The organism is Streptomyces sp. cf386 (assembly GCF_900103585.1).
Taxonomy (GTDB): Bacteria; Actinomycetota; Actinomycetes; order Streptomycetales; family Streptomycetaceae; genus Streptomyces.
Genome location: NZ_FNHV01000021.1, coordinates 17,377 through 41,094, shown reverse-complemented (window position 1 = coordinate 41,094; position 23,718 = coordinate 17,377). Strand labels below are relative to the sequence as shown.

General features: G+C 71.0%; 22 protein-coding genes. 6 read left to right on the top strand and 16 right to left on the bottom strand.

What is annotated here, in order from left to right:
• Positions 1-117 precede the first annotated feature (117 nt).
• From BLU79_RS38355 to BLU79_RS38340, 4 genes are all read right to left on the bottom strand, one after another.
• Positions 118-690 (bottom strand): GNAT family N-acetyltransferase, encoded by a 573-nt coding sequence (locus tag BLU79_RS38355; RefSeq protein WP_093910639.1) that lies wholly within the window; start codon positions 688-690, stop codon positions 118-120.
• Positions 691-774: 84 nt separating this feature from the next.
• Positions 775-2,064, bottom strand: coding sequence for a hypothetical protein (locus BLU79_RS38350; protein WP_093910638.1), 1,290 nt, complete (start codon positions 2,062-2,064; stop codon positions 775-777).
• A 154-nt stretch (positions 2,065-2,218) separates the two neighbouring features.
• Positions 2,219-3,508, bottom strand: coding sequence for a GAF domain-containing protein (locus tag BLU79_RS38345; RefSeq protein WP_093910637.1), 1,290 nt, complete (start codon positions 3,506-3,508; stop codon positions 2,219-2,221).
• 347 nt (positions 3,509-3,855) lie between these two features.
• Positions 3,856-5,490 (bottom strand): acyl-CoA dehydrogenase family protein, encoded by a 1,635-nt coding sequence (locus BLU79_RS38340; RefSeq protein WP_093910636.1) that lies wholly within the window; start codon positions 5,488-5,490, stop codon positions 3,856-3,858.
• Between the two features lie 138 nt (positions 5,491-5,628).
• Between BLU79_RS38340 and BLU79_RS38335 the strand changes: the two genes are divergently transcribed.
• Complete coding sequence (locus tag BLU79_RS38335) at positions 5,629-6,777, top strand: YihY/virulence factor BrkB family protein (RefSeq protein ID WP_093910635.1); 1,149 nt, start codon at positions 5,629-5,631, stop codon at positions 6,775-6,777.
• A gap of 70 nt (positions 6,778-6,847) precedes the next feature.
• On the opposite strand, the gene BLU79_RS38330 is transcribed toward BLU79_RS38335, so the two are convergent.
• Positions 6,848-7,699, bottom strand: coding sequence for an NmrA family NAD(P)-binding protein (locus BLU79_RS38330; protein ID WP_093910634.1), 852 nt, complete (start codon positions 7,697-7,699; stop codon positions 6,848-6,850).
• An 80-nt stretch (positions 7,700-7,779) separates the two neighbouring features.
• Here BLU79_RS38330 and BLU79_RS38325 point away from each other — a divergent pair, with 80 nt between their 5' ends.
• Entirely contained in the window at positions 7,780-8,760 is a 981-nt protein-coding gene (locus tag BLU79_RS38325; protein ID WP_093910633.1) for an AraC family transcriptional regulator, read from the top strand.
• Positions 8,761-8,868: 108 nt separating this feature from the next.
• On the top strand, positions 8,869-9,561 hold the full coding sequence (locus tag BLU79_RS38320; RefSeq protein WP_093910739.1) for a helix-turn-helix transcriptional regulator: 693 nt from the start codon (positions 8,869-8,871) through the stop codon (positions 9,559-9,561).
• Here the strand turns inward: BLU79_RS38320 and BLU79_RS38315 are convergent.
• From BLU79_RS38315 to BLU79_RS38305, 3 genes are all read right to left on the bottom strand, one after another.
• On the bottom strand, positions 9,538-9,945 hold the full coding sequence (locus BLU79_RS38315; RefSeq protein WP_093910632.1) for a VOC family protein: 408 nt from the start codon (positions 9,943-9,945) through the stop codon (positions 9,538-9,540). The two genes, BLU79_RS38320 and BLU79_RS38315, sit on opposite strands and share 24 nt — an antisense overlap.
• 86 nt (positions 9,946-10,031) lie before the next feature.
• Complete coding sequence (locus tag BLU79_RS38310) at positions 10,032-10,664, bottom strand: VOC family protein (protein ID WP_093910631.1); 633 nt, start codon at positions 10,662-10,664, stop codon at positions 10,032-10,034.
• 115 nt (positions 10,665-10,779) lie between these two features.
• Positions 10,780-11,805: a DUF5954 family protein gene (locus tag BLU79_RS38305; protein ID WP_093910630.1), complete on the bottom strand. Its 1,026-nt coding sequence runs from the start codon at positions 11,803-11,805 to the stop codon at positions 10,780-10,782.
• 149 nt (positions 11,806-11,954) lie between these two features.
• Here BLU79_RS38305 and BLU79_RS38300 point away from each other — a divergent pair, with 149 nt between their 5' ends.
• Positions 11,955-12,602, top strand: coding sequence for a ThuA domain-containing protein (locus tag BLU79_RS38300; protein ID WP_093910629.1), 648 nt, complete (start codon positions 11,955-11,957; stop codon positions 12,600-12,602).
• Between the two features lie 49 nt (positions 12,603-12,651).
• On the opposite strand, the gene BLU79_RS38295 is transcribed toward BLU79_RS38300, so the two are convergent.
• Together BLU79_RS38295 and BLU79_RS38290 are read right to left on the bottom strand one after the other, a co-directional pair.
• Positions 12,652-13,806: a ferritin-like domain-containing protein gene (locus tag BLU79_RS38295; protein ID WP_093910628.1), complete on the bottom strand. Its 1,155-nt coding sequence runs from the start codon at positions 13,804-13,806 to the stop codon at positions 12,652-12,654.
• Between the two features lie 186 nt (positions 13,807-13,992).
• On the bottom strand, positions 13,993-14,856 hold the full coding sequence (locus tag BLU79_RS38290) for a LysR family transcriptional regulator (protein ID WP_256333624.1): 864 nt from the start codon (positions 14,854-14,856) through the stop codon (positions 13,993-13,995).
• On the opposite strand from BLU79_RS38290, the gene BLU79_RS38285 reads away from it, so the two are divergent.
• Positions 14,828-15,340 carry an SRPBCC family protein gene (locus BLU79_RS38285; protein ID WP_093910738.1) on the top strand — a complete coding sequence of 171 codons (513 nt, stop codon included), beginning with the start codon at positions 14,828-14,830 and terminating at the stop codon, positions 15,338-15,340. The two genes, BLU79_RS38290 and BLU79_RS38285, sit on opposite strands and share 29 nt — an antisense overlap.
• Positions 15,341-15,372: 32 nt before the next feature.
• Positions 15,373-16,182, top strand: a complete 810-nt coding sequence (locus BLU79_RS38280; RefSeq protein ID WP_093910626.1) for a class I SAM-dependent methyltransferase — start codon at positions 15,373-15,375, stop codon at positions 16,180-16,182.
• A 17-nt stretch (positions 16,183-16,199) separates the two neighbouring features.
• On the opposite strand, the gene BLU79_RS38275 is transcribed toward BLU79_RS38280, so the two are convergent.
• The 6 genes from BLU79_RS38275 to BLU79_RS38250 all read right to left on the bottom strand — a co-directional run bounded on the left by BLU79_RS38275 (position 16,200) and on the right by BLU79_RS38250 (position 23,704).
• Positions 16,200-17,255 carry a LacI family DNA-binding transcriptional regulator gene (locus BLU79_RS38275; RefSeq protein WP_093910625.1) on the bottom strand — a complete coding sequence of 352 codons (1,056 nt, stop codon included), beginning with the start codon at positions 17,253-17,255 and terminating at the stop codon, positions 16,200-16,202.
• A 164-nt stretch (positions 17,256-17,419) separates the two neighbouring features.
• Positions 17,420-19,033, bottom strand: a complete 1,614-nt coding sequence (locus BLU79_RS38270) for a glycoside hydrolase family 43 protein (RefSeq protein ID WP_093910624.1) — start codon at positions 19,031-19,033, stop codon at positions 17,420-17,422.
• Complete coding sequence (locus BLU79_RS38265) at positions 19,030-19,968, bottom strand: carbohydrate ABC transporter permease (RefSeq protein WP_093910623.1); 939 nt, start codon at positions 19,966-19,968, stop codon at positions 19,030-19,032. The genes BLU79_RS38270 and BLU79_RS38265 overlap by 4 nt, the downstream gene beginning before the upstream one ends.
• Positions 19,968-20,852: a carbohydrate ABC transporter permease gene (locus BLU79_RS38260; RefSeq protein WP_093910622.1), complete on the bottom strand. Its 885-nt coding sequence runs from the start codon at positions 20,850-20,852 to the stop codon at positions 19,968-19,970. Before BLU79_RS38260 ends, BLU79_RS38265 begins: the two co-directional genes overlap by 1 nt.
• Before the next feature lie 13 nt (positions 20,853-20,865).
• Positions 20,866-22,203, bottom strand: coding sequence for an ABC transporter substrate-binding protein (locus BLU79_RS38255; RefSeq protein ID WP_093910621.1), 1,338 nt, complete (start codon positions 22,201-22,203; stop codon positions 20,866-20,868).
• A gap of 412 nt (positions 22,204-22,615) precedes the next feature.
• Positions 22,616-23,704, bottom strand: a complete 1,089-nt coding sequence (locus BLU79_RS38250) for a LacI family DNA-binding transcriptional regulator (RefSeq protein ID WP_093910620.1) — start codon at positions 23,702-23,704, stop codon at positions 22,616-22,618.
• Positions 23,705-23,718: the final 14 nt, after the last annotated feature.

Genomic DNA, 23,718 nt, shown 5'->3' with positions numbered 1-23,718 from the left:
GTGTCACGGCGATCTGGACACAGTCCAGCTTCGTCCGTCATGCGGACACCCTTGTCCCGTAGAGTGAGACAAGGGTGTCGTCGGTCACATGGCCCGATTCGGCCGTTTCTGCCCAGGTCAGCCAGGGTAAGCCCCCGGCCACGGACCGGGCGCGGCCACCTCGGCCTCCTCCTCGACCTTGGTGTCGAAGAGCTTGAAGCCGCGCCGCAGATAGTTGTCCATGGCGTGTTCCCCGTCCAGGCTGCAGGTGTGCAGCCACACCCGCTTCGTCTGCGCCAGTCCGGGCCAGCGGTCCGCGAGGTCCCAGGCGCGGGCGGCGCCGTACGCCAGCAGATGGCCGCCGATCCTCCGTCCCCGGAAAGCCGGAATCAGGCCGAAGTAGACGATCTCCACGACCCCGTCGTCCTGTGGCTCCAGCTCCACGTACCCCGCCGGAGTCCCGTGGTCGTAGGCGACCCACGTCTCCACACCGGGCCGCTCCAGATGCTCCCGCCACCGCGTGTACGTCCAGCCGAGCCGGTCGATCCACCGGATGTCCCCGCCGACGGAGGCGTACAGGAACCGGCTGAACTCGGGTGAGGGCACCTCGGACCGGACGATCCGCACATCGCCCTCCGGGCCGGCGGCCGGGAGGACGTCGTCGGGGGAGGTCTGCTCCAGGGACCAGGTGGTCACGGGGGTCTTGGTCATGACGGCCAGGGAATCATTCGAACGGCCGATCTGTCGATCGGCGTCCACGCGGACCGCCCGCCACCGCCCCCGCTACCCCGGCGGCTACCCCAGCGCCCGGTCGATCGACGTCAGCGGCGCCGCGAACAGCACCCGGCCCGACTGGGACCACACCTCGCCGGTCGCCTCCCAGTACGACAGGGGGCCCGCCTGGACGCCCCAGCAGCGCGGGGCGTTCTCCGAGCCGCAGCGGGTCGCCTCGGCACCCTCGGTGTCCTGGCGCCACAGGCTGCCCTGCCGGTCCATGGCGCCCGGGTCGCGGCCCACGTACCAGTCGGAGCGGTCCGTCCCGGCGGCCCGGTGCGACAGCAGGCCCCTGATGCCGGACGCCTCCGTCTCGTACGCCTCGACCGCGGACGCCGATCCGGTGGCGTCGGTGGCCAGCAGACCGGGACGGGCCGGGTCCTTGCTGAAGTCGTAGCGCCACAGACGGGCGTTCTCGTCGCTGCCCGCAGGCGTCCACTCGCTCGCGACCAGGCTGTCGGGCGCCGTGCTGCGGTCGAGGGAGACGGCGCCGAGGCGGGGCGCGCTGCCCGAGCCGCTCAGACGGTACGAGCCGACGGCGGGCAGGACGAAGCGGTGGCCGTCGGCCGACCAGCCCTTCTCGACGCGGCCCACGGCCGCGCTGTCGACCGTCGTGCGCTGGACGCGGTTCATGTCGTACACGTACAGCCCGTCGGCGGCGGTGACCAGCAGCTTGTCCTGGTACCAGACCATGCCGGTCAGGCGCGAGGTCAGGGCGCGGTAGTCGCGTCCGCCGTCCACCGGGACGACGAGGAGGGCCGAGGCGTAGCTGAGGTGGTCCAGGTCGTTCGCGTCGACGAAGGCGACCCGGGCGAGGCCCCGGTCGGTGGTGCCCCGGCTCCAGCCGGAGAGGAGCACCCGGTTGTCGTTCCACCAGCCGTCGTCGTCGGCGTCCCCCGAGGTGGTGACCGCGCCCGCCCGCCAGTTCCGGGTGTCGGCGGCGTCCCAGCAGTACGCGCGCGTGGCGGCCGGCGCGACCGGCAGCGCGGTGCGCTCGGCGGCCGTACAGCCGGACGCGCCCCGCAGTGCGCGGTCGGTGCTCTCCAGGACGGCGCGCACACCCACCGGCCTGCCCATCCCGGCGGCGAGTTCGTCGAGGGTGGCCTGCGGCACCAGCTGTTCCTGGAGCCGGAGTGCGCGGGTGTCCGCGTCCCTGGTGAGAGGCTCAAGCGCCCCGGGGTTGTCACCGACGGTGGCCTGTGAGGCGCTGATCATCGTGGCGGCGGCGGTGAGCGCCAGGGCGGTTCCGGCCAGGAACGCGCGAACCGCACGGCCCTGCTTGCGTCGACGGTGTCTGCCGCGGTGCTTCATCAAACCTCCCGAGGCGAGCCAACTGCCTCTATTGGTCTGTCTGTTGACCAAAGGAGCAGGTGGGGTGGCTCGTAGAGGGATGCTACGGCAGGTGAGCACGCTCGCGGATGAAGACCCCGCAAATATGCGGAAGATGCCACCCCTCAGGCCGCATTCAGGACATCTTGGCCGACATCCGTCCGCGTACCACCGCGGGCGCCGTCGAATGCGGCAGCAACTCGCGCGGGTCGTCCGGCAGCAGCACCCCGACCTCCGCGTCCTCGCGGAAGCGGTACGGCCGATGCTCCAGAAACGCTCCGAGATAGCGCCGTACGCGGGACATCTCGGCCCGCACCGTCACCGTTCGGCCGGCGTCGCCGAACATGTCCTCGGCCAGCCCCGCCGCGCTGCGCCCGGACCGATGCAGGGCCAGGAGATAGAGCAACTCGGCGTGCCGGGGGCTCAGTTCATGGCTCCAGGAACCCGCGCCGCCGGACACCGTCACCGACCAGCGGCGCGGCTGCGTCAGGTCCAGCGCGATCCGTGTCGCCCCGGTCGGCACGGGCTCGTCGGCGGGCCGCAGCAGCCAGCCGCCCGCCAGCGGTTCCACCGAGCACGGGCCGAGCGGCGGCAGCCACCGGCGGCCTGGCGACAGGGACTTGGGCAGCGCGATCCGGTTCGCGTACGGCATCCCGGTCACCGCGGCGGTCCAGCCGTCCCGGTCCACCACCAGGGCTCGCCCGGCGATCCGGGCCAGCACCGGCGCCGCGACCGCGCGCAGCCGCTCCAGCGAGGTCAGATGCAGCTCGCGCAGCCGGGCCTCGGCGAGCTTGGCCACCGAGTCGACCCAGGCGAGCGTGGCCGGATGCATGGTCTCCAGCGGTCCGCTGACGTCCACCACGCCGATCAGCCGGCCGTCGCGCGGGTCCGTGATGGGGGCGCCGGTGCAGGTCCAGGCGGTCTGCGAGCGCTGGAAGTGCTCGGAGGCGAAGACCTGCACGGGCCGGCGGACCACCGCCGGGGTGCCCACGCCGTTGGTGCCGACGACGCTCTCCCGCCAGTCGGCGCCGAGTGCGAACCCGAGCCCGTCGGCCTTGCGCAGTACGGACGAACTGCCCTCCCGCCACAGCACCCGGCCCTCGTCGTCGGCGACGACCATGATGTGGTGCGCGACATCCGCGACCGACAGCAGCCCCTCGCGCAGCACCGGCAGCACATGCCTGAGCACGGTGCTCTCCCGGCGCCGCTGCACCTCCTCCCGGGACAGCAGCCCGGAGCGGAAGTCGTGGTCCGGATCGACCCCGCTGCGCAGCATGCGCTCCCAGGACTGCTCGATCACCGGACGTGGCGCGACGGGAGCGCGCTGCCCGGCGAGCGTGGCGGCGCGGACGTCGCTGAGCACCCGCGCGGCCCGCGCCGAGTCCACGGCGGCCAGTTGCGTCACGTCCGTCGGCGAGAGCGCCAAGGGTCCTCCCGGTTCGGCTCGTCCTGCTGCGTCTTGACCGTGTGTCTCATAGTGCCGTTCGTCGTGTGCGGAGGCACACACTCCGCACACAGACGCCAACAAGTTGCAACCCCTTGCAACCCTGGTGGTCCGCCCTGGCCTGATTGAAACTTGAGCAACGCCGTCCCGAGCGGCGTTCGTGGGCTCGAACGGGCCTGGGTGGGGGTGGTGCCGTGTCGGCGCAGCACCACCCCCTACCACCCACCTCCGGCGGTTGGGCCGAGTGCGCGGGAGGGGTGCCGCCTGAGGTGCGTTGGCGTCTGCGGGTTGCGTTGTGGCTTGTCGCGCAGTTCCCCGCGCCCCTGGGGTCAGGCCTGCGGCCTTGACCGTTCCACCGTCGACGTCAGGTTCAGGGTTGAGGGGAGTGTGCCGAAGGCCATGCCCCCGTCGCCTCCCAGCCGCGACGCGCAGAACGCGTCCGCGACCTCTGGTGGCGCGAAACGGACCAGCAGGGAGCCCTGTAGGACCAGTGCGAGTCGTTCCGTCAGGCGGCGGGCCCTTGCCTCGATGCCCTCCAGGTCGGCCAGTTCCGTCAGCAGGCCCTTGATCGCGCCGTCCAGGCGGTGGTCGGCGCCGCGTGCCTTGCCGACCTCTCGGAGGTAGGCGTCGAGGGCCGCGGGCTCCCGCTGCAACGCCCGCAGGACGTCCAGGGCCTGGACGTTGCCCGCGCCCTCCCAGATCGAGTTCAGCGGCGACTCGCGCACCAGGCGGGGCATGCCGGACTCCTCGACGTATCCGTTGCCGCCCAGGCACTCGGACGCCTCGACCGTCACCGGCGCACACCGCTTGGTCACCCAGTACTTGGCGGCCGGCACCGCGATCCGCAGCAGTGCCCGCTCCTGCTCGCCGCCGTCGTCGTAGGCCGCCGCGAGCCGTAGTGCGAGGGTGGTCGCCGCCTCGGACTCGACGGCCAGGTCGGCCAGGACGTTGCGCATGAGCGGCTTGTCGACGAGCTTCCCGTCGAACGCCTCGCGGTGGGAGCAGTGGTGGATCGCCTGAGTGACGGCCTGCCGCATCAGCCCGGCCGACCCCAGCACGCAGTCGAGCCGGGTCGCGGCCACCATGTCGATGATGGTGCGCACCCCGCGCCCCTCCTCGCCGACCCGGCGCGCCCACGTCCCGTCGAACTCGACCTCGGCGGAGGCGTTCGAGCGGTTGCCCAGCTTGTCCTTGAGTCGCTGGATGAGGAACACGTTGCGGCTGCCGTCCGCCAGCACCCGCGGCACGAGGAAACAGGTGAGTCCGCCCGGTGCCTGCGCCAGCACGAGGAACCCGTCCGACATGGGGGCCGAGCAGAACCACTTGTGCCCGGTCAGCTCGTACGACTCGCCGTCGGGCAGGGGATGCGCGGCCGTCGTGTTGGCGCGTACGTCGCTGCCGCCCTGCTTCTCCGTCATGCCCATGCCGAACAGCGCCCCGGCCTTCTGCCCGGCCGGCCGCAGCTCACGGTCGTAGATCATCGACGTCAGCAGCGGCTCCCACTCGGCGGCGAGGTCGGGTTCCGTCCGCAGCGCGGGCACCGCCGCGTGGGTCATGGACAGCGGGCAGCCGTTCCCGGCCTCGACCTGCGTCCACAGCAGGAAGGCGGCCGCACGGCGCACATGCCCGCCCGGCCGGACCCAGCCCGCGGTCAGCCCCGCCGCGACGCCCTTGCCGAGCAGCCGGTGCCAGGACGGATGGAACTCGACCTCGTCGATCCGGCGGCCGTAGCGGTCGTGCGTGCGCAGCCGCGGTGGGTGCTCGTTGGCCAGCCGCCCCCAGTCCTGCACCTGCGCCGAACCGCAGGTCCGGCCGAACGCGGTCAGCTCGCCCTGCGCCTCGTCCAGCAGCTCCGGGGCGAGATGACGTGCGACGGCCTCGGTCAGGGCCCGGTCGGAGGTGTAGACGTCGTGGCCGATCAGGGGTGGGGGCTGATTGGTCACGGTGTGCGTGCTGCCTGCCATGGCTGTGAACCTATCCCTCCACGGGGCGGTGGTTTCCACCCTGACACGGCGGCGGCGCACGGGACCGGGCAGGTGGCGACGGTGTGCGCACCCGGCGCCGCTATGAGTGCGCCCCCTCGCGGCGGATACCTTTAGGTCGTGCAGCCAGCAAGTGAATCCCCCCAGCGGACCTCCGGCCGTCTCCATCGGGCGCGTGTCCTCTACCGGAACGTCTCGAAACGCAGGACCGTCTGGCTGCTGCTGAAGGACACCGTCAACTCCTGCATCGAGTACCGCATCCTGGGTCTCGCGGCGGAGGCCGCGTTCTTCACGCTGCTGTCCGTCCCACCACTGCTGCTCAGCCTCATCGGCCTCCTCGGTTACGTCGACAACTGGACCGGCACCGACACCATCACCAGCCTGGAGACCAACCTCCTGGAGGCCTCGCGCACCGTCCTGTCCGACAAGGGCGTGAACCAGATCGCCCAGCCGATCCTGGACGACGTGATGAAGGGTGGCCGCCCCGACGTGATCTCCGTCGGCTTCCTGTTCGCCCTGTGGTCGGGGTCGCGCGCGGTGAACGTCTTCATAGACACCATCACCGTGATGTACGGCCTCGACGGCGTCCGGGGCATCGTCAAGACCCGCCTGGTGGCGTTTCTCCTGTTCATCGCGGCTCTGCTGATCGGCTCGGTGGCACTGCCGCTGATGGTGGCGGGGCCGGACGCGGTGGTCCGGATCGTGCCGTGGTCGGAGACGCTGGTGCAGGTCCTGTACTGGCCCGTCGTGATCGTCCTGTCGATCGCGTTCCTGACAACGCTGTACCACGTGTCCGTGCCGGTCCGCTCGCCCTGGATCGAGGATGTGCCCGGCGCGCTGGTCGCCCTCGGCATGTGGGTGCTGGGCAGCTTCCTGCTGCGCATCTACCTGACGAACACGATCGAGGGTGCGTCGATCTACGGCTCCCTCGCCGCCGCCGTCGCCGTGATGCTGTGGATCGGTGTGTCCGCGTTCGCCGTGCTCGTCGGGGCCGCGGTCAACGCCGCGATCGACCGGGTCTGGCCGGCCGCCGCGACGGCCGCGGCCCGCGCCGCCAACGAGCGGCTGCGCGAGGCCCAGGTCGCCGAGTACGTCGCCCGCCACGCCGCCGGCCGCGAGCCCGGGCTCGAGGACCCCGACGACCCGGACATGCCGTCGGAGTTCCCCGAGCGGTGGTCCCGCTTCCTGCCGCCGGAGGACGTGTCGTCACGGCTGCGGACCCATGTGAAGAGCACGCACCACACCCCGCACAAGCCGGAGGACTCGTAGCGGACCTGAGCGGACCTGAGGGGACCTGAGCGGGTGGGTTCCGGTCGTGCTCAGGTCCGACGACCGTCGCTCACGCCTTCCACGCGCCCGCTGCCGCTGCCTCCCGCGCGAAGTCACCGAAGTCGCGCGGCGCACGGCCGAGCACCGCGCGGACATCGTCCGTGACGTGGGCGTTGCGGCCGTCCATGAGGGTCTCGAAGACCTCGACCAGGAGCTCCACCTCCTCCGGCGGCACCCCGAAGCCGGCCAGGGCCTCGCCGTACGCCCGGGTCGGGACCGGCGTGTACGTGATCGTGCCGCCCGTCGCCGCGGAGATCTCTGCGACCGCCTCCCGCCAGGACAGCAGCCGCGGCCCGGTCAGCTCCAGTGTCCGGCCCACATGGCGGTCCCCGGACGTCAGCACGGCCGCCACCACGTCCGCGATGTCCCGCACGTCGACGAACGGCTCCTTCACCTCGCCCGCCGGGAAGATCAGCTCCCCCTGGACCATGCCCTCCACCAGCGGCCCCTCACTGAAGTTCTGCGCGAACCACGTGGCCCGTACGACCGTCCAGTCCGCGCCGGACGACTTCAGCGCCTCCTCGGTCGGCAGCGCCTGGTCCTCGCCGCGCGCCGACAGCAGCACCAGCCGCCGTACGCCGAGCCCGACCGCCTCCCGGGCAAGCGCCCCGATGCCCTCGGCCGCCGCCGGCGAGCCGACGTCGGACGGGTACATCAGGTACGCCGCGTCCGCGTCCCGCAGCGTCTCCGCCCAGGTCGTCGGGTCCTCCCAGTCGAAGCCCTGCGTCCGGGACGCGGCCCGCACCGTGAACCCCGCCGCGCGTGCCGCTTCCGCCACCCGGCTTCCCGTACGCCCCGAGGCACCGGTCACCACTACCGTCATCCGCTGCTTGTTCGCCTTGTCGGCTGCGTTCTCCGTCATGCCTCCAGTCAACGGTCGCGCGCCCCAACAGCCCATCGTTGAACGGCTCATTCCCATGTGCGGACGTCTACGCTGGCGACATGGATGCCCTTGCAGGTCTGCTGGAGGGTCCACGCGCGCGTGGCGCCTTCATGATCCGCGCGTGTTTCGAGCCGCCGTGGTCCGTCCGCATCGAGGACCGGGCTCCGCTCACCGTCATGGTCATGGTCCGCGGCGACGCCTGGGTGATCCCCGACCAGGGCGAGCGAAGCGAGATGGGGGTCCCCCCGGCCGAAGGCCGGGGGAGGATCCTGCTGCGCCCCGGCGATCTCGCCATCGCCCGCGGCCCGGACCCCTACACCTGCGCCGACGATCCCGGTACCGCCCCCCAGGCCCTGATCCTGCCGGGCGCCGAATGCCGTTACCCCGACGGACGCTCCCTCAACGGCTCCATGGACCTGGGCGTGCGCACCTGGGGGGACCGGCTGGACGGCTCGGCGGTGATGCTGATCGGCACGTATCTGTGGGAGGGGGAGATCAGCGGGCGGCTGCTGAACGCGTTGCCGCCGCTGCTGGCGCTCACGGCCGACGTGTGGAACTGCCCGCTCACGCCCTACCTCATGGAGGAGATCGTCCGCGACGAGCCCGGCCAGGAGGTCGTTCTGGACCGGCTGCTCGATCTGCTGGTCATCGCCGCGCTCAGGGCCTGGTTCTCCCGTCCGGAGGCGGAGGCGCCGGCCTGGTACCGGGCACTGGCGGACCCGGTCGTCGGGCGGGTCCTGCGGCTGGTCCAGGACGATCCCGGGCATCCCTGGACGGTCGCCTCGCTGGCCGCGAAGGCGGGGGTGTCGCGGGCCGCGCTGGGGCGGCGGTTCACTGAGCTGGTGGGGGAGCCGCCGATGACGTATCTGACGGGGTGGCGGTTGGCGTTGGCGGCGGACGCGCTCCGCGATACCGAGGACACGTTGGAGTCCATTGCGCGGAGGGTTGGTTACGGGAGCGCGTTTGCGTTGTCCAGTGCGTTCAAGCGGGTGTACGGGGTGAGTCCGCAGGAGCATCGGGCGCGGGTGGTTGTGGCGTAGGGCGGGGTTCGCCGTGGGGGTGCGTGTTGGCTGCGGGCTGCGGGATGTCTGTGGTTGCTCGCGCAGTTCCCCGCGCCCCTGAGGGTGTTGCAGCGTAGCCTCGCCTGTATGTACGCGGAGCGGGTGTCGCGGCTGCCTGGTGCCGTGGTGTGGACGAACACCCCTGGTGCGCCTGGCGTCGGAAGGGTCCTTCCCGACGGGTGCATGGATCTGCTCTGGAACGAGGGGCGGCTGCTCGTCGCCGGGCCTGACACGCGCGCGTACGTCACCGGCGGTGAGCCGACTGCTTGGGCAGGTGTCCGTTTCTATCCGGGGACCGGGTCCGGGTTTCTGGGCGTGCCGGCGTCCGAGGTACTTGACCGGCGGGTCGATCTCGCCGATCTGTGGCCTGCCTCGGAGGTACGGCGGCTGCGTGGTCGGATCGAGGGCGCCGCCGACCCCGTGAGCGCGCTCGAAGACGTGGCGCTGGAGTGTGCCGCTGACGGGGAGCCTCCCGATCCGCTGCTACGACGGGTCGTCGACGCGCTCGACTCGGGGCGCGGCGTCGCCGCCACAGCCGATGAACTCGGCCTCGGGGCACGCCAGTTGCATCGCCGCTGCCTGACCGCCTTCGGCTACGGTCCCAAGGCGTTGGCCCGGATCCTGCGGCTGCAGCGAGCCCTCGCCCTGGCGCGGGACGGGGTGCCTTTCGTGGACACGGCCGTGCGGGCCGGGTTCGCCGATCAGGCTCATCTGGCGCGGGACGTCAAGGAGTTGGCGGGCATGCCGCTGGGCGAGCTACTCGGTCGGCGGGGCGGCTAGCGGGGCGAACAGGTCGACGCCGTTGCCGTCCGGGTCGTGGACGGTGGCGTAGCGCTGGCCCCAGAAGGCGTCCCACGGCTTGAGTTCGCCGTGGTGGCCGGCGGCGACCAGTTCCTCGTACACCGCGTCGACCTCCGCCGGGTCCGCGCAGCGCAGGGCCAGTGAGTGCCGGCCGCCACCCGTGGGCGGCCGCCACTCCGGGAGGAAGGACCGTACGGTCTCCTCCGTGTCGAGCATCAGCCGCAGCCCGCCGGGCAGTTCGGCCTCGGTGTGCGGCTCGTTCTCGGCGCCTTCGGGGAAGGCGAAGCCGAGGCGGCGGTAGAAGGTGACAGAGGCGGCCATGTCGGAGACGACGAGGCCGATGGCGTCGAAACGTGGAGTCATGCGGCCACCGTAGGCAGCCGGCGAGCGGCAGGTCTTGAAGGAATCGGACGTCCCAGGGCTGCCGCCTCAGCCGAGTGTCCGCCCGCTCAGTGGAACGTCACCGGGCCCCGCGGCGTGTCCACGGTGAACGTCATCCCCACCGGGCCCGTCGTGAGATCGAGGGTCGTACCGAGGGCCGCCAGCAGGGGCCGGATCTCGTCCGGGTCGGGGGCGCTCGCGGAGAGGGAGAGCAGGGGTGTGGTGGGCAGGTCCGAGGCGGTGGGGTGGAGTGAGGTGCCCCAGTCGATGAGGAACGGGACGAGGCCGGAGGGGTGCGCGTCGTCGCCGTCGGTGAGCCGCCACTCCAGCAGGGTGCCGTCGGGTCTGCGGCGGCTCATCGCCTGCGCGGAGCCGGGGTCGTAGCCCTGGGCCCGGGCGTTCTCGATCGCCGCGTCCAGGTCCGGCGGGCTGATCGCCCAGGTGACCGTGCGCGGGGCGGTGACCCCGTCGACGTCGAAGGGGCGGGGCTGCCCGGGCGCGGACTGGTCGGGATCAGGGCCGATGATCTCCAGGTAGCTGATGCCGCCCAGGGATACCAGGTGGTTGCGGGTGCCGAGCCCGACGTGGGTTCCGCCCGGGGCCGGGGTCACGCCCGTGCGCCGGGCGAAGTCGGCGACCGTGGCGGCCAGGTCGGGGGTCGCGAGGACGAGATGGTCCAGGAGCGCGGGAATGGCGTTCATCGGAGCCGAGGCTAGCCAGATCGGCCCGCGAAATGGAACACCTGTGCGCCAGGAGGAGGGAGAGGAGGAGGGGGCGGGAGCACTCGTCGCATCGGGGTCACGTGGCGCATCGGGGTCACTCGTCGTGGATGACGGTGCCGTCGTCCAGCAGCGTCGGGTGGATCCTCATCGGGCCGTACTCGTCGACGTCCGAGGGGCGCGGGGTCTCCGGACCGTCGGGGCCCATACGGAGCACACGCTCGACACGGCAGACCCGGAACGTCCGCCCCGCGACGTGGGCCTCGTCGGCGCGTTCGAGCGCCCGGAACTCCTCGGCCGCCTTCTCGTACACGGCCTTCTTCTCGTCGTCGAACTGGTACAGCAGGGGCCACATCTCGCCCATCGCGTCATAGAGCACACGCCGGGCGTCGTGCGGAGTGGCCTGGAGGGCCAACGCCGGTTCCCAGCCGGTGCGTTCGCGCTCGACCACGCTGAAACAGACGGGCAGGAGCACGATCTGCGGATGCGAGTACACCGCCCCCTCCGAGTCCCGGCGCACATCGGCGGGGAAGCGCACACCCCGGTAGGCGAAGCCGCGCAGCCCCGCCCGCAAGGCGCCCGCCATCGGGCCGTCGTCCTTGGGGGCCGGGTCGAGGACGAGGCCCAGGTCGGGGGAGGGGGTGTGGGCGGCGCGCCGCTCCCAGGTGCGTTCGGCGGGCTCCGGGTCGGTGGGGCGGGGCGGCTCCAGCCGGTCGTTGCCGTCGCAGCGCGAGATCTCGTCCCCGCGCACGATCCGGTAGCGCACCCCGCACGCCTCGACCTCGTTGACCGACTCCCGTTCCAACACGCGCACGGCGGCGAGCAGTTCACGCCGTACGGCCGGATCGTCGGTGTCGTCCTTCGCACGGAACCACAGATAGGTGTTGAGCGAGTCCCGGCACATCTGCGGCATCCCGTTCACGACCGGCTTGAGCACCCGCCACTCCGGCCCCACCGCCGGTTCCTGCACGGCGACCCCGAACACCGGCCCACGCAGGGCGAACCCGGGATAGAGCAGCGAGGCGTCCACCGCGTCGGCCTCCCGCACCCAGGCGGCGGGGTCGTCGCGGCGGATCAGCTCCTCGTGGAGTGCGTGGATCTGTTGCTGCCAGTCATGTGTCATGCACGCATTGTCGCGGGGGCGGGGATGCGCGTGAGGGTGAACCGACCCAGCAACGCGGGCTGTTGGGCGGCTCCTCTCCCGGTGATCCGAAACTTTCGGATCACCGGGAGGAGTGGGTCCCCGACCCCGGCTCACCTAGGCTCGACGGCATGTCCGCACGACTCCTCGTCTACACCCGCACCACCGCCTACCGGCACGAATCCATCCCGGCCGGCGTCGAAGCCGTACGCACCATCGGCGACTTCGAGGTGGACCACACCGAGGATCCGCATGCCCTCGAAAAGCCCCTGGAGGGTTACGCGGCGGTCGTGTTCCTCTCCACCAGCGGCCAGGTGCTCACCCCCGCCGGGCGCGAGCGGCTCTCCGCGTACGTCGAGTCGGGCGGCGGTTTCGTCGGCGTGCACGCGGCGGCCTGTACCGAGTACGACTGGCCGTACTACGGCGAACTGCTGGGCGCGTGGTTCGACCGGCACCCCGAGTACCAGCCCGGCAAGGCGGTCGTCGAGGACCGTGACCATCCGGCGACCCGGCATCTGCCCGCCGTATGGGACTTCGTCGACGAGTGGTACGACTTCCGCAGCAACCCCCGAGGAGCGGTACGGGTGTTGGCGCGCGCCGACGAGTCGTCGTACGACGGTGGCGGCATGGGCGAGGACCACCCGCTGGTGTGGTGCCGCGCGCAGGGATCCGGCCGTGTCTTCTACACGGCCCTCGGCCACGCCGCCGAGGCATACGACGACCCGGACTTCCGCGCGCATCTGCTGGGCGGGATCAACTGGTCGGCGGGACTGGGCTAGACACGACAGCAGGGCCGCTCGACGGAGCGGCCCTGTCGTCGATGCGGTGTCAGGAGGTGCGTGGCGGCCTGGGGAGGGCGCGGAACTGGGGGCCGTAGGTGTGGCCCGGGGCGTGGGGGAGCGGGGTCTCCATCAGTTCCACGGCGGGCCGCTCCAGACCGCGCATGGCGTGCTCGGCCGCGTTCAGCGCGCGGTGGCCGCCGCCGGACCAGGCCGAGTCGAGGGTGTCCAGCACGGTGCTGTAGGTCGCGTCGAAGCGGTGCAGCAGCCCGCGGACATGGTCGGCCTGGGGGGTGGGCCAGCCGCCGGCCGGGACCGGGGCCATGGGGTGCACGGCGGGGAACGGCACGGGCCCGCCGACGTACCGCCAGCCGTCTTCGGTCTCGCGCAGCTCCCGGCCGTGGTAGATCTCGCCGAAGGCGTAGTAGTGCGCCCGCTCGTCGTCCTCGTTGGGGTCGGCCGGGGAGCTGGAGGTGCCCTCGCCCTGCTCCCTGATGATCTCGATGGCGCGCTCGACGTGGTCGAGGTTCTCGATCGGCCGCAGGTTGTCGCCGCCGACGTACTCCGACACCTGCCCCCGCACCGACAGCTCCGGCCGCACGTCCTTGAACGCCTTCAGCATCGCGGCGTAGAACTCGCCGACGGTGGGTGAGGTCGCGCTGCGGGTGAGGGGGTCCTCGGGAGCCTCGATCGCCATCATCACATCGCGGACGTAGGCCTTGCTGAGGCCCGACAGGTAGACGTTCACTCCGGCCCGCAAGCCGCCGGGCAGCGGGCCGGGGAAGATTGGCGCGGCAGCTTTGATCTGCGGTCTTCCGCCCACACCCACGAGCAGGTTGCAGACGATGCTCAGGTGGTACATCTCGTCGCCGACGATGCGCCGGATCATCCGCGCGACCTCGCTGCGGCGATTCTTGACGGACCACCAGCCGCACAAGTACGGCGGGATCGTGGCGAGTTCGAGTCCCACGGCGACCTGAAGGGACGACCTGATCCACTCGACGCCGCGACCGCTCTCGGCGACGGCCATCAGCCGCGCCACGGACCCGACCTCCGACGCGGCCGGCGCCACGCTCTCCGGCAGCGCGGTGGCCTGCGCGGGACCGGCGGCCACAGCGGGCGCCCCGGTCGCCAGAGCGGCCGACGCCAGGAAACTCCTGCGCCTGAACGGAGACACCGCCGGCCTGTCCGGCACTTCGCTCATACCCGTCACCCTCGCCTCAGCTCTTGACAATGGTCCCGCCGCGGCTCGCAGCCCCCGGGACCCCTCCGACAGCTCGCGAAGCTAGCAGTCAAAACGATCACTATCAGGGCATACAGGGCGATTGGTGCGGCGACCACTCTGTCGGGCCAACGTTTGGATGCCGGTGCGGCGTTCGGAATCGGGCTCCTACCAGGCGAGCGCGACCCGGCGGAGGGTGTCGCGGACGCGGTCCACGTCGGGGTTGGCGTCGGCGCCGGGGCGTTGGACGAGGAACAGGGTGTTGAGCGGGGCCTCCTCCGGTTCGTGGAGGAGGGTCAGGGTGCCCGCGGCGAGGTGGTCCTCGCACAGGGAGCGGGGCAGGACGCTGTACCCGGCGCCCGCGGCGACCGCGGAGACGACGGCGTACAGGTTGGGCACGGTGACGGCGGCCTGCGCGGTGAGCTGCTTGCCGAAGACGAGCCGCCAGTAGCGGCGCACGATGGGCAGGTCCTCGGCATAGGTGACGAGCGGGACGTCCTTCAGGTGGGCGCACAGGTCGTCGGGTCCCGCCGCGCTGCCGGTGTGCGGCGTCCACCGCTCCGCCGCGACCAGCATGTACTCCTCGTCCGCGAGTGGTACGGAGGGCAGGGCGCGGCCCCTGGGGCGGCGGGTGGCGATCAGCAGGTCGTGCCGACCCGCGCGCAGGTCCTCAAGGAGCGGTTCGGTCAGGCCGGTCGCGACACGCAGTCGCGTACCCGCAGTGACGAGCGGGGCGAGCGCGGGCAGTACCCGGGTGCAGAGCAGCTCGGAGGGGCCGGCGAGATGGACGGGGGCGGCCTGGCCGGGCAGCGTGCCACCGCCCTCGACGGCGGCCAGCGTGTCGAGCGGGGCCGACACCTGGGCGGCCAGTTCGTGGGCGAACGGGGTGGGCTCCACGCCACGCGGGAGCCGCGTGGACAGCTCCCGCCCGGTCTGCTGCTCCAGCGTGCGGATCTGCGCGGTGACGGTCGGCTGGGACAGTCCGAGTAGCGGGGCCGCCGCGGTGAACGAACCCGAGCGGTTGCCCGGCACCGGCGACAACTTCGTCTCCAACGAGGTGATCGTCCAGGGCCCGACCGCCGCCCAGGTGTGGCACCACCTCGTCGACACCTCGACCTGGGAGACGTCCTACGACAACGTCGCCGACATCTCCTTCCCCCAGGGCGGCGGCCCCGAGCTCAGGACGGACGTCGACTTCAGCTTCGGCACCTTCGGCTTCCCGCCCCTGGACGCGCACGTCGTCGAGTTCCAGGAGCCGGCCGACGGCGTCCCCGGCCGCCTGTCCTGGACCGCGAAGCAGGACGGCACCCCCGAGGAACGGCTCGACGTTCTGCACGCATGGCTGGTGGAGGACCTGCCCGGTGGCCGCGTCCGCGTCCTGACCCAGGAGACCCAGATCGGCCGACCCGCCGCCGCCCTCGCGAAGGAGCGCCCGAACCCGATGCTCAACGGCCACCAGGCATGGCTGGACGGCCTCGTCCGGGCCGCGTCCGGGAAGATGGACCCCACACGTTGATCTTGACCGAGGTCGGGGGAGCACCGTTGACGATGACGAGCTTCGACGAGAGTGAACGGCTGGTGTGGGCGGGCCGGGGGACCGCCTATGCCGGAAGCTACGCCAGGCTGTGTGCCCATCCCGTGGCGCGGTTGCTCGACGCCGCCGAAGTCGGCCCGGGCGTACGGCTGTTGGACGTGGGTACCGGGCCCGGGACCGTCGCCGCCGAGGCCTGTGACCGGGGTGCGCGGGTGACGGCCGTGGACGCGGAGCCGACCATGGTGGAGCTGGCCCTGCGAGCCGCGCCGGAAGCCGAGGTGCGGATCGCCTCCCTTCCCGAACTCCCCTTCCCTGACGGGGAGTTCGACGCCGTCGTGGCCAACTTCGTGCTGAACCACGTCGGTCGGCCCAAGCTCGCCCTCGCCGAACTACGCCGTGTCGTCAGGCCGGACGGCTGGATCGCCCTGACGATCTGGGCGGCGCCGCCGGCCCCGGGACAGACACTGCTCGGCCGCGCGATCCAGGCCGCCGGTGCCGTACGTCCCCCGCACCTCGCCGCCGGACTGGCCCCCGAGGACGACTTCCCCCGTGACGAGAGCGGCCTCACCGCCCTGATGGAGTCGGCAGGCCTGCGCGAGGCGGCCTGCGAGACCCTGCGCTGGGACCACCGGGCCGGCGCCGAGGAGTGGTGGAGCGGCCCTGCGGCCGGGGTGGCGTTCGGCGGTCATACGGTGCAGAGCCAGACCCCGCGGATCCGCGCCGAGATCAAGCGCCACTTCGACCTCTTCAGCGAGGAGTTCGCCGACGAGGACGGCGTCCTCACCTTGCCGCACGCCGCGCTGCTCGCCCGTGCGCGTGGCTGAACGAAGGGGGCGGCAACTCAACCGGACGACCCCTCGCGCGGCACCGCCGTACTGCTGCGCTTCACCAACCGCGTCGACAACTCCGTGCGCGTACTCTCCGGCCGGTCCCCTTCCATCATCCGCACCAGCAGCCGCAGCGCCGTCGCCGCCATCTCCGACAGCGGCTGACGGACCGTGGTGAGGGACGGGCTGATCCAGCGGGCCTCCGGCAGGTCGTCGAAGCCCACCACGCTCATGTCGGCCGGCACGCTCAACCCCCTCTCCGCCAGCGCCTGGTAGACCCCGAGGGCCATCCGGTCCGAGCAGACGAAGACGGCCGTCGGCGGCTCCGGCAGGTCGAGGAGGTCCAGCATGCGGCGGTGGGCGACGCTCTCGTCGAAGCCCGCGTGCCGTATGTACTCGGGACGGTGGCGTATCCCGGCCGAAGCGAGCGCGGAGCGGTAGCCGGCCACCCGGGCGTTGCTGCACATCTTGCGGTGGTGCCCGGCGATGACGGCGATGCGTTCGTGGCCGAGCGCCAGGAGGTGCTCGGTCGCCGTCACCCCGCCGTGCCAGTTCGCCGCGCCCACCGACACCACACCGGGCGGCGGCTCCAGCACCGGGTCGATCATCACGAAGGGGATGCGGTGCTGCTCCAGCCACGCGTACTGCGACGCCGTCAGCTCGGCCAGATTGAACAGCACCCCGGACGAGCCGCGCGCGATGAGCTTGTCCAGCCAGCCGCGCTCCGGACGGGCGCCCCGATTGCGGGTCAGCCCGGCGGACACCACGACCTCCAGCCCCGCGTCGTGGGCCGCCGCCTCCACCCCGTGCAGCACCGCACCCGACCAGGAGGTGTCCAGCGAGTGCACGACGAGGTCGACCAGGCCCGGCGTCTTCGCCGCGTCGAAGCGGGGTCTGCGGACATAGCCGAGCCGGTCCAGCGCCTCGGTGACCCGACGGCGGGTCTCGGGGGCCACGTCCTCCCGGCCGTTGACCACCTTGGACGCGGTCGGCACGGACACTCCGGCCTCGCGGGCCACGACCGCCAGGGTCGGTCCGGCCGCCACGCTCGCACTGCCCGTACGGACCATCGGGAACCACCTCTCCGGCCCGCCCGAGGGCCATGAAAGTTTTCGACCAGCGCGGAAACAGTAAGCGCTTCCTACCCTAGGTTCACCGCGATGAGTCGGGAAGAGGCTGGAGTTCGCAAGGCCCGTGCGGAGTCCGGCTTTCGAAACCTCGAACAGGGTCGGGGCTACCAGCAGGTGAGGCGGAACCCCGTGAAGTCGGCCGTGAACGCGGCGTCGACGAGATCCACGGCGTGGATGCCCGCCATCGCCCCGGTGAAGCGCAGCTTGGAGCCGTAGTCGTCGGACAGCTTGGTGAAGTCCAACGGCGGCCCGACCGGCGTGCGCACACCCTGGCGGACGTACCAGAACCGGGCCCGTCCGTCGTCGACCGTCACGCCCAGGGTCAGCGGCCCGCTCGCGTCCACCTCCACGACCGCCGCTTGCCGGGTACCGAACTCCTCCCGCTCCACGAGACTGAGCACCGTACGACCGCCCCCGCGCCACTGCTGCCCTTGCTGCCCCTCGCCCTCGGGCTCCGCCCAGGTGAGGTCCAGGCTCAGATACGCCTCCGTGTTGTACCGCAGGACCAGCCCGGCGGCCTGCGTGAACGTGTGCGGCCCCGCCTCCACCGTGACCTCGGCCTCCGCGCGGTGCTCGGTGATCCGTTGGGCGAGCAGACTGTGCGCCCACCGCGACTCGGGACCGTGCCGGCCGGTCAGCCGGATCCAGTCGGGGCGGGCGGTGGTGTCGGCCCAGCTGGGATCGGCGTATCCGCGCGGGGTGCTCCAGGGCCAGCCCAACGGCTCGTCGGGATCGCCCAGTTGGGGCTGGGGCTGGGGCTGGTGCTGGTGCTCAGGCTCCGCGGACGGTGTCGGTACGTCGACCTCGACCGCCGGATGCCAGTCCCCGTGCCGCAGCCGCGGCCATCCCGCCTTGTCCCAGGTCACCGCCTGGATCGCCGTCTCCCGTCCGAGTGTGCAGCGCGGACCGTCCGGTGTCTGGAGCGGGCGGGCCGTCAGGTGGCTCAACACCCAGTCGCCGTCGGGCATCTGGACCAGCTCGCCATGACCGGCCTTCTGCAACGGCAGCGACGGATCGTCCCGGGACGTCAGCAGCGGGCGCTCGTCGAGTTCGTACGGGCCGGTGACGGCGCGGCTGCGTGCCGTCCGTACGCCGTGCTCGAAACCGGTGCCCCCTTCCGCCAGGACCAGGTGGTACCAGCCGTCCCGGCGCACCAGCTTCGGGCCCTCGATGAGCCGTTCGTGCTGGAGCAGCAAGTGCGTGTCCCCGACCGGACCGAGGCTCTCCCGGTCCAGTTCGGTCAGCATGATCCCGGCGAACCGGCGGCCGCCGGGGCGATGGTCGTTCTGCAGGTTGAGCAGCCACAGCCGCTCCTCGTCATGGAAGAGCGCGGGGTCGAACCCATGGCTCGGAAGGCGACGCGGCGCCGTCCACTTGCCGCCCACCTCCACGGCCGTACTGACGTAGGTGTCCACGTCGAAGTACGGCGTGCCCACCGAGCGCACCACCGAGTAGACCACCCAGAACCGCTCGCCGTCCCAGCTCAGCGACGGAGCCCAGACGCCACCGGAGTCGGGCACCCCGGCCAGTGAGTCGCCGGGGACCGCGCCCCGGACGTGCCCCGCGTACTCCCATCGGGCCAGGTCACGGGAGCGATGGATCGGGATGGTGGGAAACCATTCGAACGAACTCGTGGCCACGTAGTACCAGTCGCCGACCCGGACCAGCGAGGGGTCGGGCGCGAAACCGCGGAGGACGGGATTGCGCAGCAGGGTCACTTCAGGGCCCCCAACGTCACGCCGGACCGCCAGTAGCGCCGCATCGCGACCATCATGATCGCCATCGGGACGATGGACAGCAGCGCACCCGTCAGGACGAGGCTGGTCACGTCGATGCCCGACTCCAGGCGCTTGCCCGACCAGTTGTACAGACCCAGGTTGAGCGTCCAGTTCTCCTCGCCCCGCAGCACGGTCAGTGGCAGGAAGAACGCGTTCCAGGTGTTGACGAAGGCGAGCAGGAAGACCGTCGCACCGCCCGTCGTCATCATCCGCAGCACGATGCTGAAGAAGATCCGCAGCTCACCGGCGCCGTCGATGCGGGCCGCCTCCAGCAGCTCGAACGGGATCGTGGCCTCGGTGTACACCTTGGCCAGATAGACACTGAACGGGTTGATCAGACACGGGATCAGCATCGCCCACGGGGTGTCGACCATGCCGATCGCCGAGAAGAGCAGGTACAGCGGCAGGGTGAGCAGCGCGATCGGGATCAGGAAGGACCCCACCACGGTCGCGAACACCACACCCCGGCCGGGGAAGTCGAAGCGCGCGAGGCCATAGCCCGTGGCGAGGGCGATGAGCGTGCCGCCGAGCGAGCCGACACCGGCGTAGAGGAACGAGTTGGCGGTCCAGCGCAGAAAGATGCCGTCCTCGTAGGTGAACACCTGCTGCAGGTTGTCCCAGAGATGCCAGCCCGAGAACCACAGCCCGTTGCTCTGGTACAGCCCCACCCGGTCCTTGGTCGCCGCGATGATCAGCCAGTACACCGGAAACAGGCTGTAGACACTGGCCAGGACGAGACCGAGCAGCAGGAAGCGCTGCCCACCACGGGAGCGCGCGGCCGGATCGGGCCGGGTGCGCCGACGGACGCCACCCCCGCCGGCCGGCGCAGCAACGGTGTCCGTGCCGTTTTCCTTGCGGTTGGCGGTCAGCGCCATCAGTCCGCCTCCCTCGAGGTCAGCCGGTAGAAGAGGAAGGACGCGACGCCGAGGATCAGGGCGAGCAGCACCGAAAGGGCCGCGGCGTAGTGGTAGTTGCCGGCGTTGAACGCCTGGTTGTAGATGATCATGATCGGGGTGAAGCTGTCGCTGACGGTCTGCGGGGTGATGTTCCGGAACAGCGCGGGCTCGTTGAAGATCTGCAGCATCTGGATGATCGACAGCAGCGCCGTCAGGACGAGCGCCCCGCGCACGAACGGGATCTTGATGCTCAGCGCGATCCGCAGCTCGGAGGCGCCGTCCAGCCGAGCGGCCTCGAACAACTCGCGCGGCACGCCCTGCAGAGCCGCGTAGATGATCACCATGTTGTAGCCGATGCCGTGCCAGGTCAGCAGATTGCCGATGGCCGGCCACACCATCGAGGGCGAGAAGAAGTTCCAGTCGAACCCGAAGAGTTCGCCGAGCGGGGTCAGCGGCCCCACCTCGGGGCTGTACAGGTTGATCCACACCAGGGCGGCGACGACGCCGGGGATCATGTACGGCACCAGCAGCAGAATCCGGAACCGCCCGGCCACCTTGGCGCTGACCGCGTCCAGGAACAACGCCAGAACCAGGCTGACGAGGAGCATGAACGGGATCTGCACACAGGCGAACAGCACCACCCTCAGGATGGACGTCATGAACGCCGAGTCGGTGAGCCCGTTCTGGTAGTTCTCCAGCCCGACGAACTCCGTGGTCGCACCGCCGAGCCCGAGCCCGGACTGCTTCTGCAGAAACAGCGACTGGTAGACCGCGTAACCGATCGGGAGCAGATACAGGAAGACGAAGCCGAGCTGGAAGGGCACCGTGAAGGCGGCACCCTTCCAGCGCTGCGAGCGAATCATCGAGTCCGCCGCCTCAGCCCTTGACGCTGATGCCGCGCTGCTTCAGGTCATTGACCGTCCACTCCTGCATGTGCGCCAGGAGATCGGTGACCTTCTGCTTCTTGCTGACGACCGCGGCCCACTCGTCCTGCATCTCGGTGAACATCGCGGTCCAGTTGGGCCCGAAGGTCCAGTCCGTGGTGACGGTGCCCAGGCTGTCGGTCACGACCTTCTTCGCCGGCTCGTAGTTCTTCCCGAGCAGCTTGTCGGAGATCGCCTCGGAGACATACGCGTCACTGTCGGACAGCGCCGGCATCACACCGCTGCCGGTCTCCGGACTCGCCATGGTCTTCACGGCACCCGTGTCCGTCGACATCCACAGCGCGGCCTCGGCGGCCTGCTCCTTGTTCGCGCAGTCCTCGGTCACCAGCGTCAGATTGCCGCTCTGGTTGGTCCCGGCCGGAGTCTTCGCGGCCTCACCCTTGAAGGTCGGCCAGGGGGACAGCGCCCAGTCACCGAACGACTTCGTGAAGTTCTGCACCATGCCGGACATCTGCCAGGTGGAGATCTGCCGGGTAGCGGTGCCGCCGTTGTCGTAGTTGCGCTGCACGGCGGCGTAATCGGCGAAGGACAGCTTGGAGTTCAGATCATTGTCGATGATCTCCTGGATCACCTTCGCGGCCTTGAGGGTGCCCGCGTCCTGGAAGTTCACCACCCACGAATCGCCGTCGATGCTGTACCAGTGCGCCCCGGCCTGCATGGCCAGCACCTCCAGGGTGCTCGGGTCCTCACCGGCATAGTTGGTGATCTTGATGTCGTGCTTCTTCAGCTCCTTGCCCGCGGCGATGAAGTCGTCCCACGTCGCCGGGGCCTTGAGCCCGTACTTCTCGAAGAGGTCGGTGCGGTAGATGGTGAAGGCGGGCGCCGAGGCGGTCGGGACCCCGTACACCTTCCCCTGCACCTGCCCGGTCGCCCACGAGCCCGCGTTGAACTTGTCCTTGTCCGCCTCGACGTACTGGGTGATGTCGGCGAGCGCACCCTGCGAGACCCAACTGGTCACGTACTCACCGGTGTTCTGCAGCAGACACGGCGGGTTGCCCGCCTTGACCGCGTTGGTCAGCTGCTTCTGCATGGTCAGCTGGTCGGTGACCTTCGTGTACTTGAGCTGGACGTCCTTGTGCGAGGCGTTGAACGCCTTGACGACGGCCTCCTGCCCGTTGGCCCAGCCCCAGAAGTCGAGGGTGACCGGGCCGGAGGCCTTGGAGTCGGAGTCCGAGGAGTCGTTCCCGCCACATGCGGCGAGCAGACCTGTCAGGGCGATTCCCGCGACGGCGGCGGAGGCGAACCTTCTCCGGGGGCTGGTGAAGTTCATCTGACCGTGATCCTTCGGAATTGGGCGTTCTCAGAACGAGAGGACGGCGGCTCGGTGGTGCCGGCCGGGAACGGCGGCCGGAAACCGTCGGCTCGCGGTTGCGGGGGGTCGGCCAAGCAGAAGCTGTAGTAAGCGGTTGCAGGGACGGTAGGCCGACGGTTCTGGTCATAGCAAGAGGTGCGCGGCAATTTGTTACGGCGGGGAGACGCTGAAGTTATCGCCGAGAGCGCGGCGGCTGACGGCGGCGAGCCAGGCATACCCGCAGGTCACAAGGGGACCGGCTCGGAACGGGGCGGACCGGCGACGAGGCGCCGACCGGCCCGGGGCGGAGGCGAAAAACTTGAGGAAACCGATTACGTAACGCACGCCAAGACGTATCTCGGCGGCGCCCACGCGGGCACCGCCCCGCGGCTCAGTCCCGCGGGCGAGGCGGCCGTACGGAGTTGCGTACGACGACATGGGTGCCCAGCACCAGATGGTCGCCGTCGCTGCCCCTGCGGCGCCCCGCCGCGCCCTCGCGCCGGTCGGCCACGGCACGCAGCGCGACCCGGCCCATCTCCTCGTACGGCACGTGCACGGTGGTGAGTTGGGGGGTGAGCTGGGAGGCGAGCGGAATGTCGTCGTAGCCGACGATCGACACGTCCTCGGGCACCCGCAGCCCCGCCGCGCGCAGGGCCTGCATGGCTCCCGCGGCGACGACGTCCGTCCCCGCGAGCACCGCGGTGAAGTCGGGCTTCTCCTCCAGGGCTGCCTCGACGGCCTCGTACCCGTGCTCGTAGTCGTACGGTCCGTGCCGCACCAGTCCCGCCTCGAAAGGCACCCCGTACGCCTCGAAGGCGCGCTGCGCACCTCTCAAGCGCCCCTGTGCGGTGGTGAGTTCGGCGTGCCCCGGCAGCACGAGAACCCGCCGGTGGCCGGCCGACAGCAGATGGCTCGCCATGGCGTAGGCGCCGCCCTCGTTGTCGTAGTCGACCGTCGTCGCCGGCACGTCGCCCTCCAGCGGAGGTCTGCCCACCAGCACCAGATGGGATCCGGCCGCGTCGAGGGAACGGGCGAACCGGGCCATGCGCAGCTGGTACTCGTCGTAGTCGTAGGCACCGCCCAGCAGCACCACGGCGGCGACACCCTGCTGGCGCATGAGATTGACCAGGGCGAGTTCCCGCTCGGGATCGTCACCGGTCGTCCCCACCAGCGAGAGCCATCCCCGCAGGGTGGCGGCGCCTTCCACACCCTTCGCCACATGGGCGAACGCGGCGCCGGTGATGTTGTTGATGAGGATGGCCACGGTGGGCGTACCGCCGCCGGCCAGGGAGCGGGCGTGGGCGTTGGTGACGTAGTCCAGGTCTCCGACGACCTTCATCACCCGGCGCCGCAGCTCCTCCGAGACCGGGTAGTTGCCGGACAGTACGCGCGAGACGCTGGCGACGGAGACACCCGCGCGCTCCGCCACGTCCCGGATGGTGGCCCGACCGGCGTCACCGGACGCCTTGCGCTGACTCACCCTTGCGGCTCCTT

Coding starts and splice junctions, on each gene's coding strand:
- BLU79_RS38340 (WP_093910636.1), bottom strand. CDS start 5,490: ATGGCAGGCAGCACGCACACCGTGACCAATCAGCCCCCACCCCTGATC.
- BLU79_RS38265 (WP_093910623.1), bottom strand. CDS start 19,968: ATGGCGCTGACCGCCAACCGCAAGGAAAACGGCACGGACACCGTTGCT.
- BLU79_RS38325 (WP_093910633.1), top strand. CDS start 7,780: ATGGATGCCCTTGCAGGTCTGCTGGAGGGTCCACGCGCGCGTGGCGCC.
- BLU79_RS38280 (WP_093910626.1), top strand. CDS start 15,373: ATGACGAGCTTCGACGAGAGTGAACGGCTGGTGTGGGCGGGCCGGGGG.
- BLU79_RS38315 (WP_093910632.1), bottom strand. CDS start 9,945: ATGACTCCACGTTTCGACGCCATCGGCCTCGTCGTCTCCGACATGGCC.
- BLU79_RS38320 (WP_093910739.1), top strand. CDS start 8,869: ATGTACGCGGAGCGGGTGTCGCGGCTGCCTGGTGCCGTGGTGTGGACG.
- BLU79_RS38295 (WP_093910628.1), bottom strand. CDS start 13,806: ATGAGCGAAGTGCCGGACAGGCCGGCGGTGTCTCCGTTCAGGCGCAGG.
- BLU79_RS38300 (WP_093910629.1), top strand. CDS start 11,955: ATGTCCGCACGACTCCTCGTCTACACCCGCACCACCGCCTACCGGCAC.
- BLU79_RS38330 (WP_093910634.1), bottom strand. CDS start 7,699: ATGACGGAGAACGCAGCCGACAAGGCGAACAAGCAGCGGATGACGGTA.
- BLU79_RS38350 (WP_093910638.1), bottom strand. CDS start 2,064: ATGAAGCACCGCGGCAGACACCGTCGACGCAAGCAGGGCCGTGCGGTT.
- BLU79_RS38260 (WP_093910622.1), bottom strand. CDS start 20,852: ATGATTCGCTCGCAGCGCTGGAAGGGTGCCGCCTTCACGGTGCCCTTC.
- BLU79_RS38305 (WP_093910630.1), bottom strand. CDS start 11,805: ATGACACATGACTGGCAGCAACAGATCCACGCACTCCACGAGGAGCTG.
- BLU79_RS38255 (WP_093910621.1), bottom strand. CDS start 22,203: ATGAACTTCACCAGCCCCCGGAGAAGGTTCGCCTCCGCCGCCGTCGCG.
- BLU79_RS38355 (WP_093910639.1), bottom strand. CDS start 690: ATGACCAAGACCCCCGTGACCACCTGGTCCCTGGAGCAGACCTCCCCC.
- BLU79_RS38310 (WP_093910631.1), bottom strand. CDS start 10,664: ATGAACGCCATTCCCGCGCTCCTGGACCATCTCGTCCTCGCGACCCCC.
- BLU79_RS38275 (WP_093910625.1), bottom strand. CDS start 17,255: ATGGTCCGTACGGGCAGTGCGAGCGTGGCGGCCGGACCGACCCTGGCG.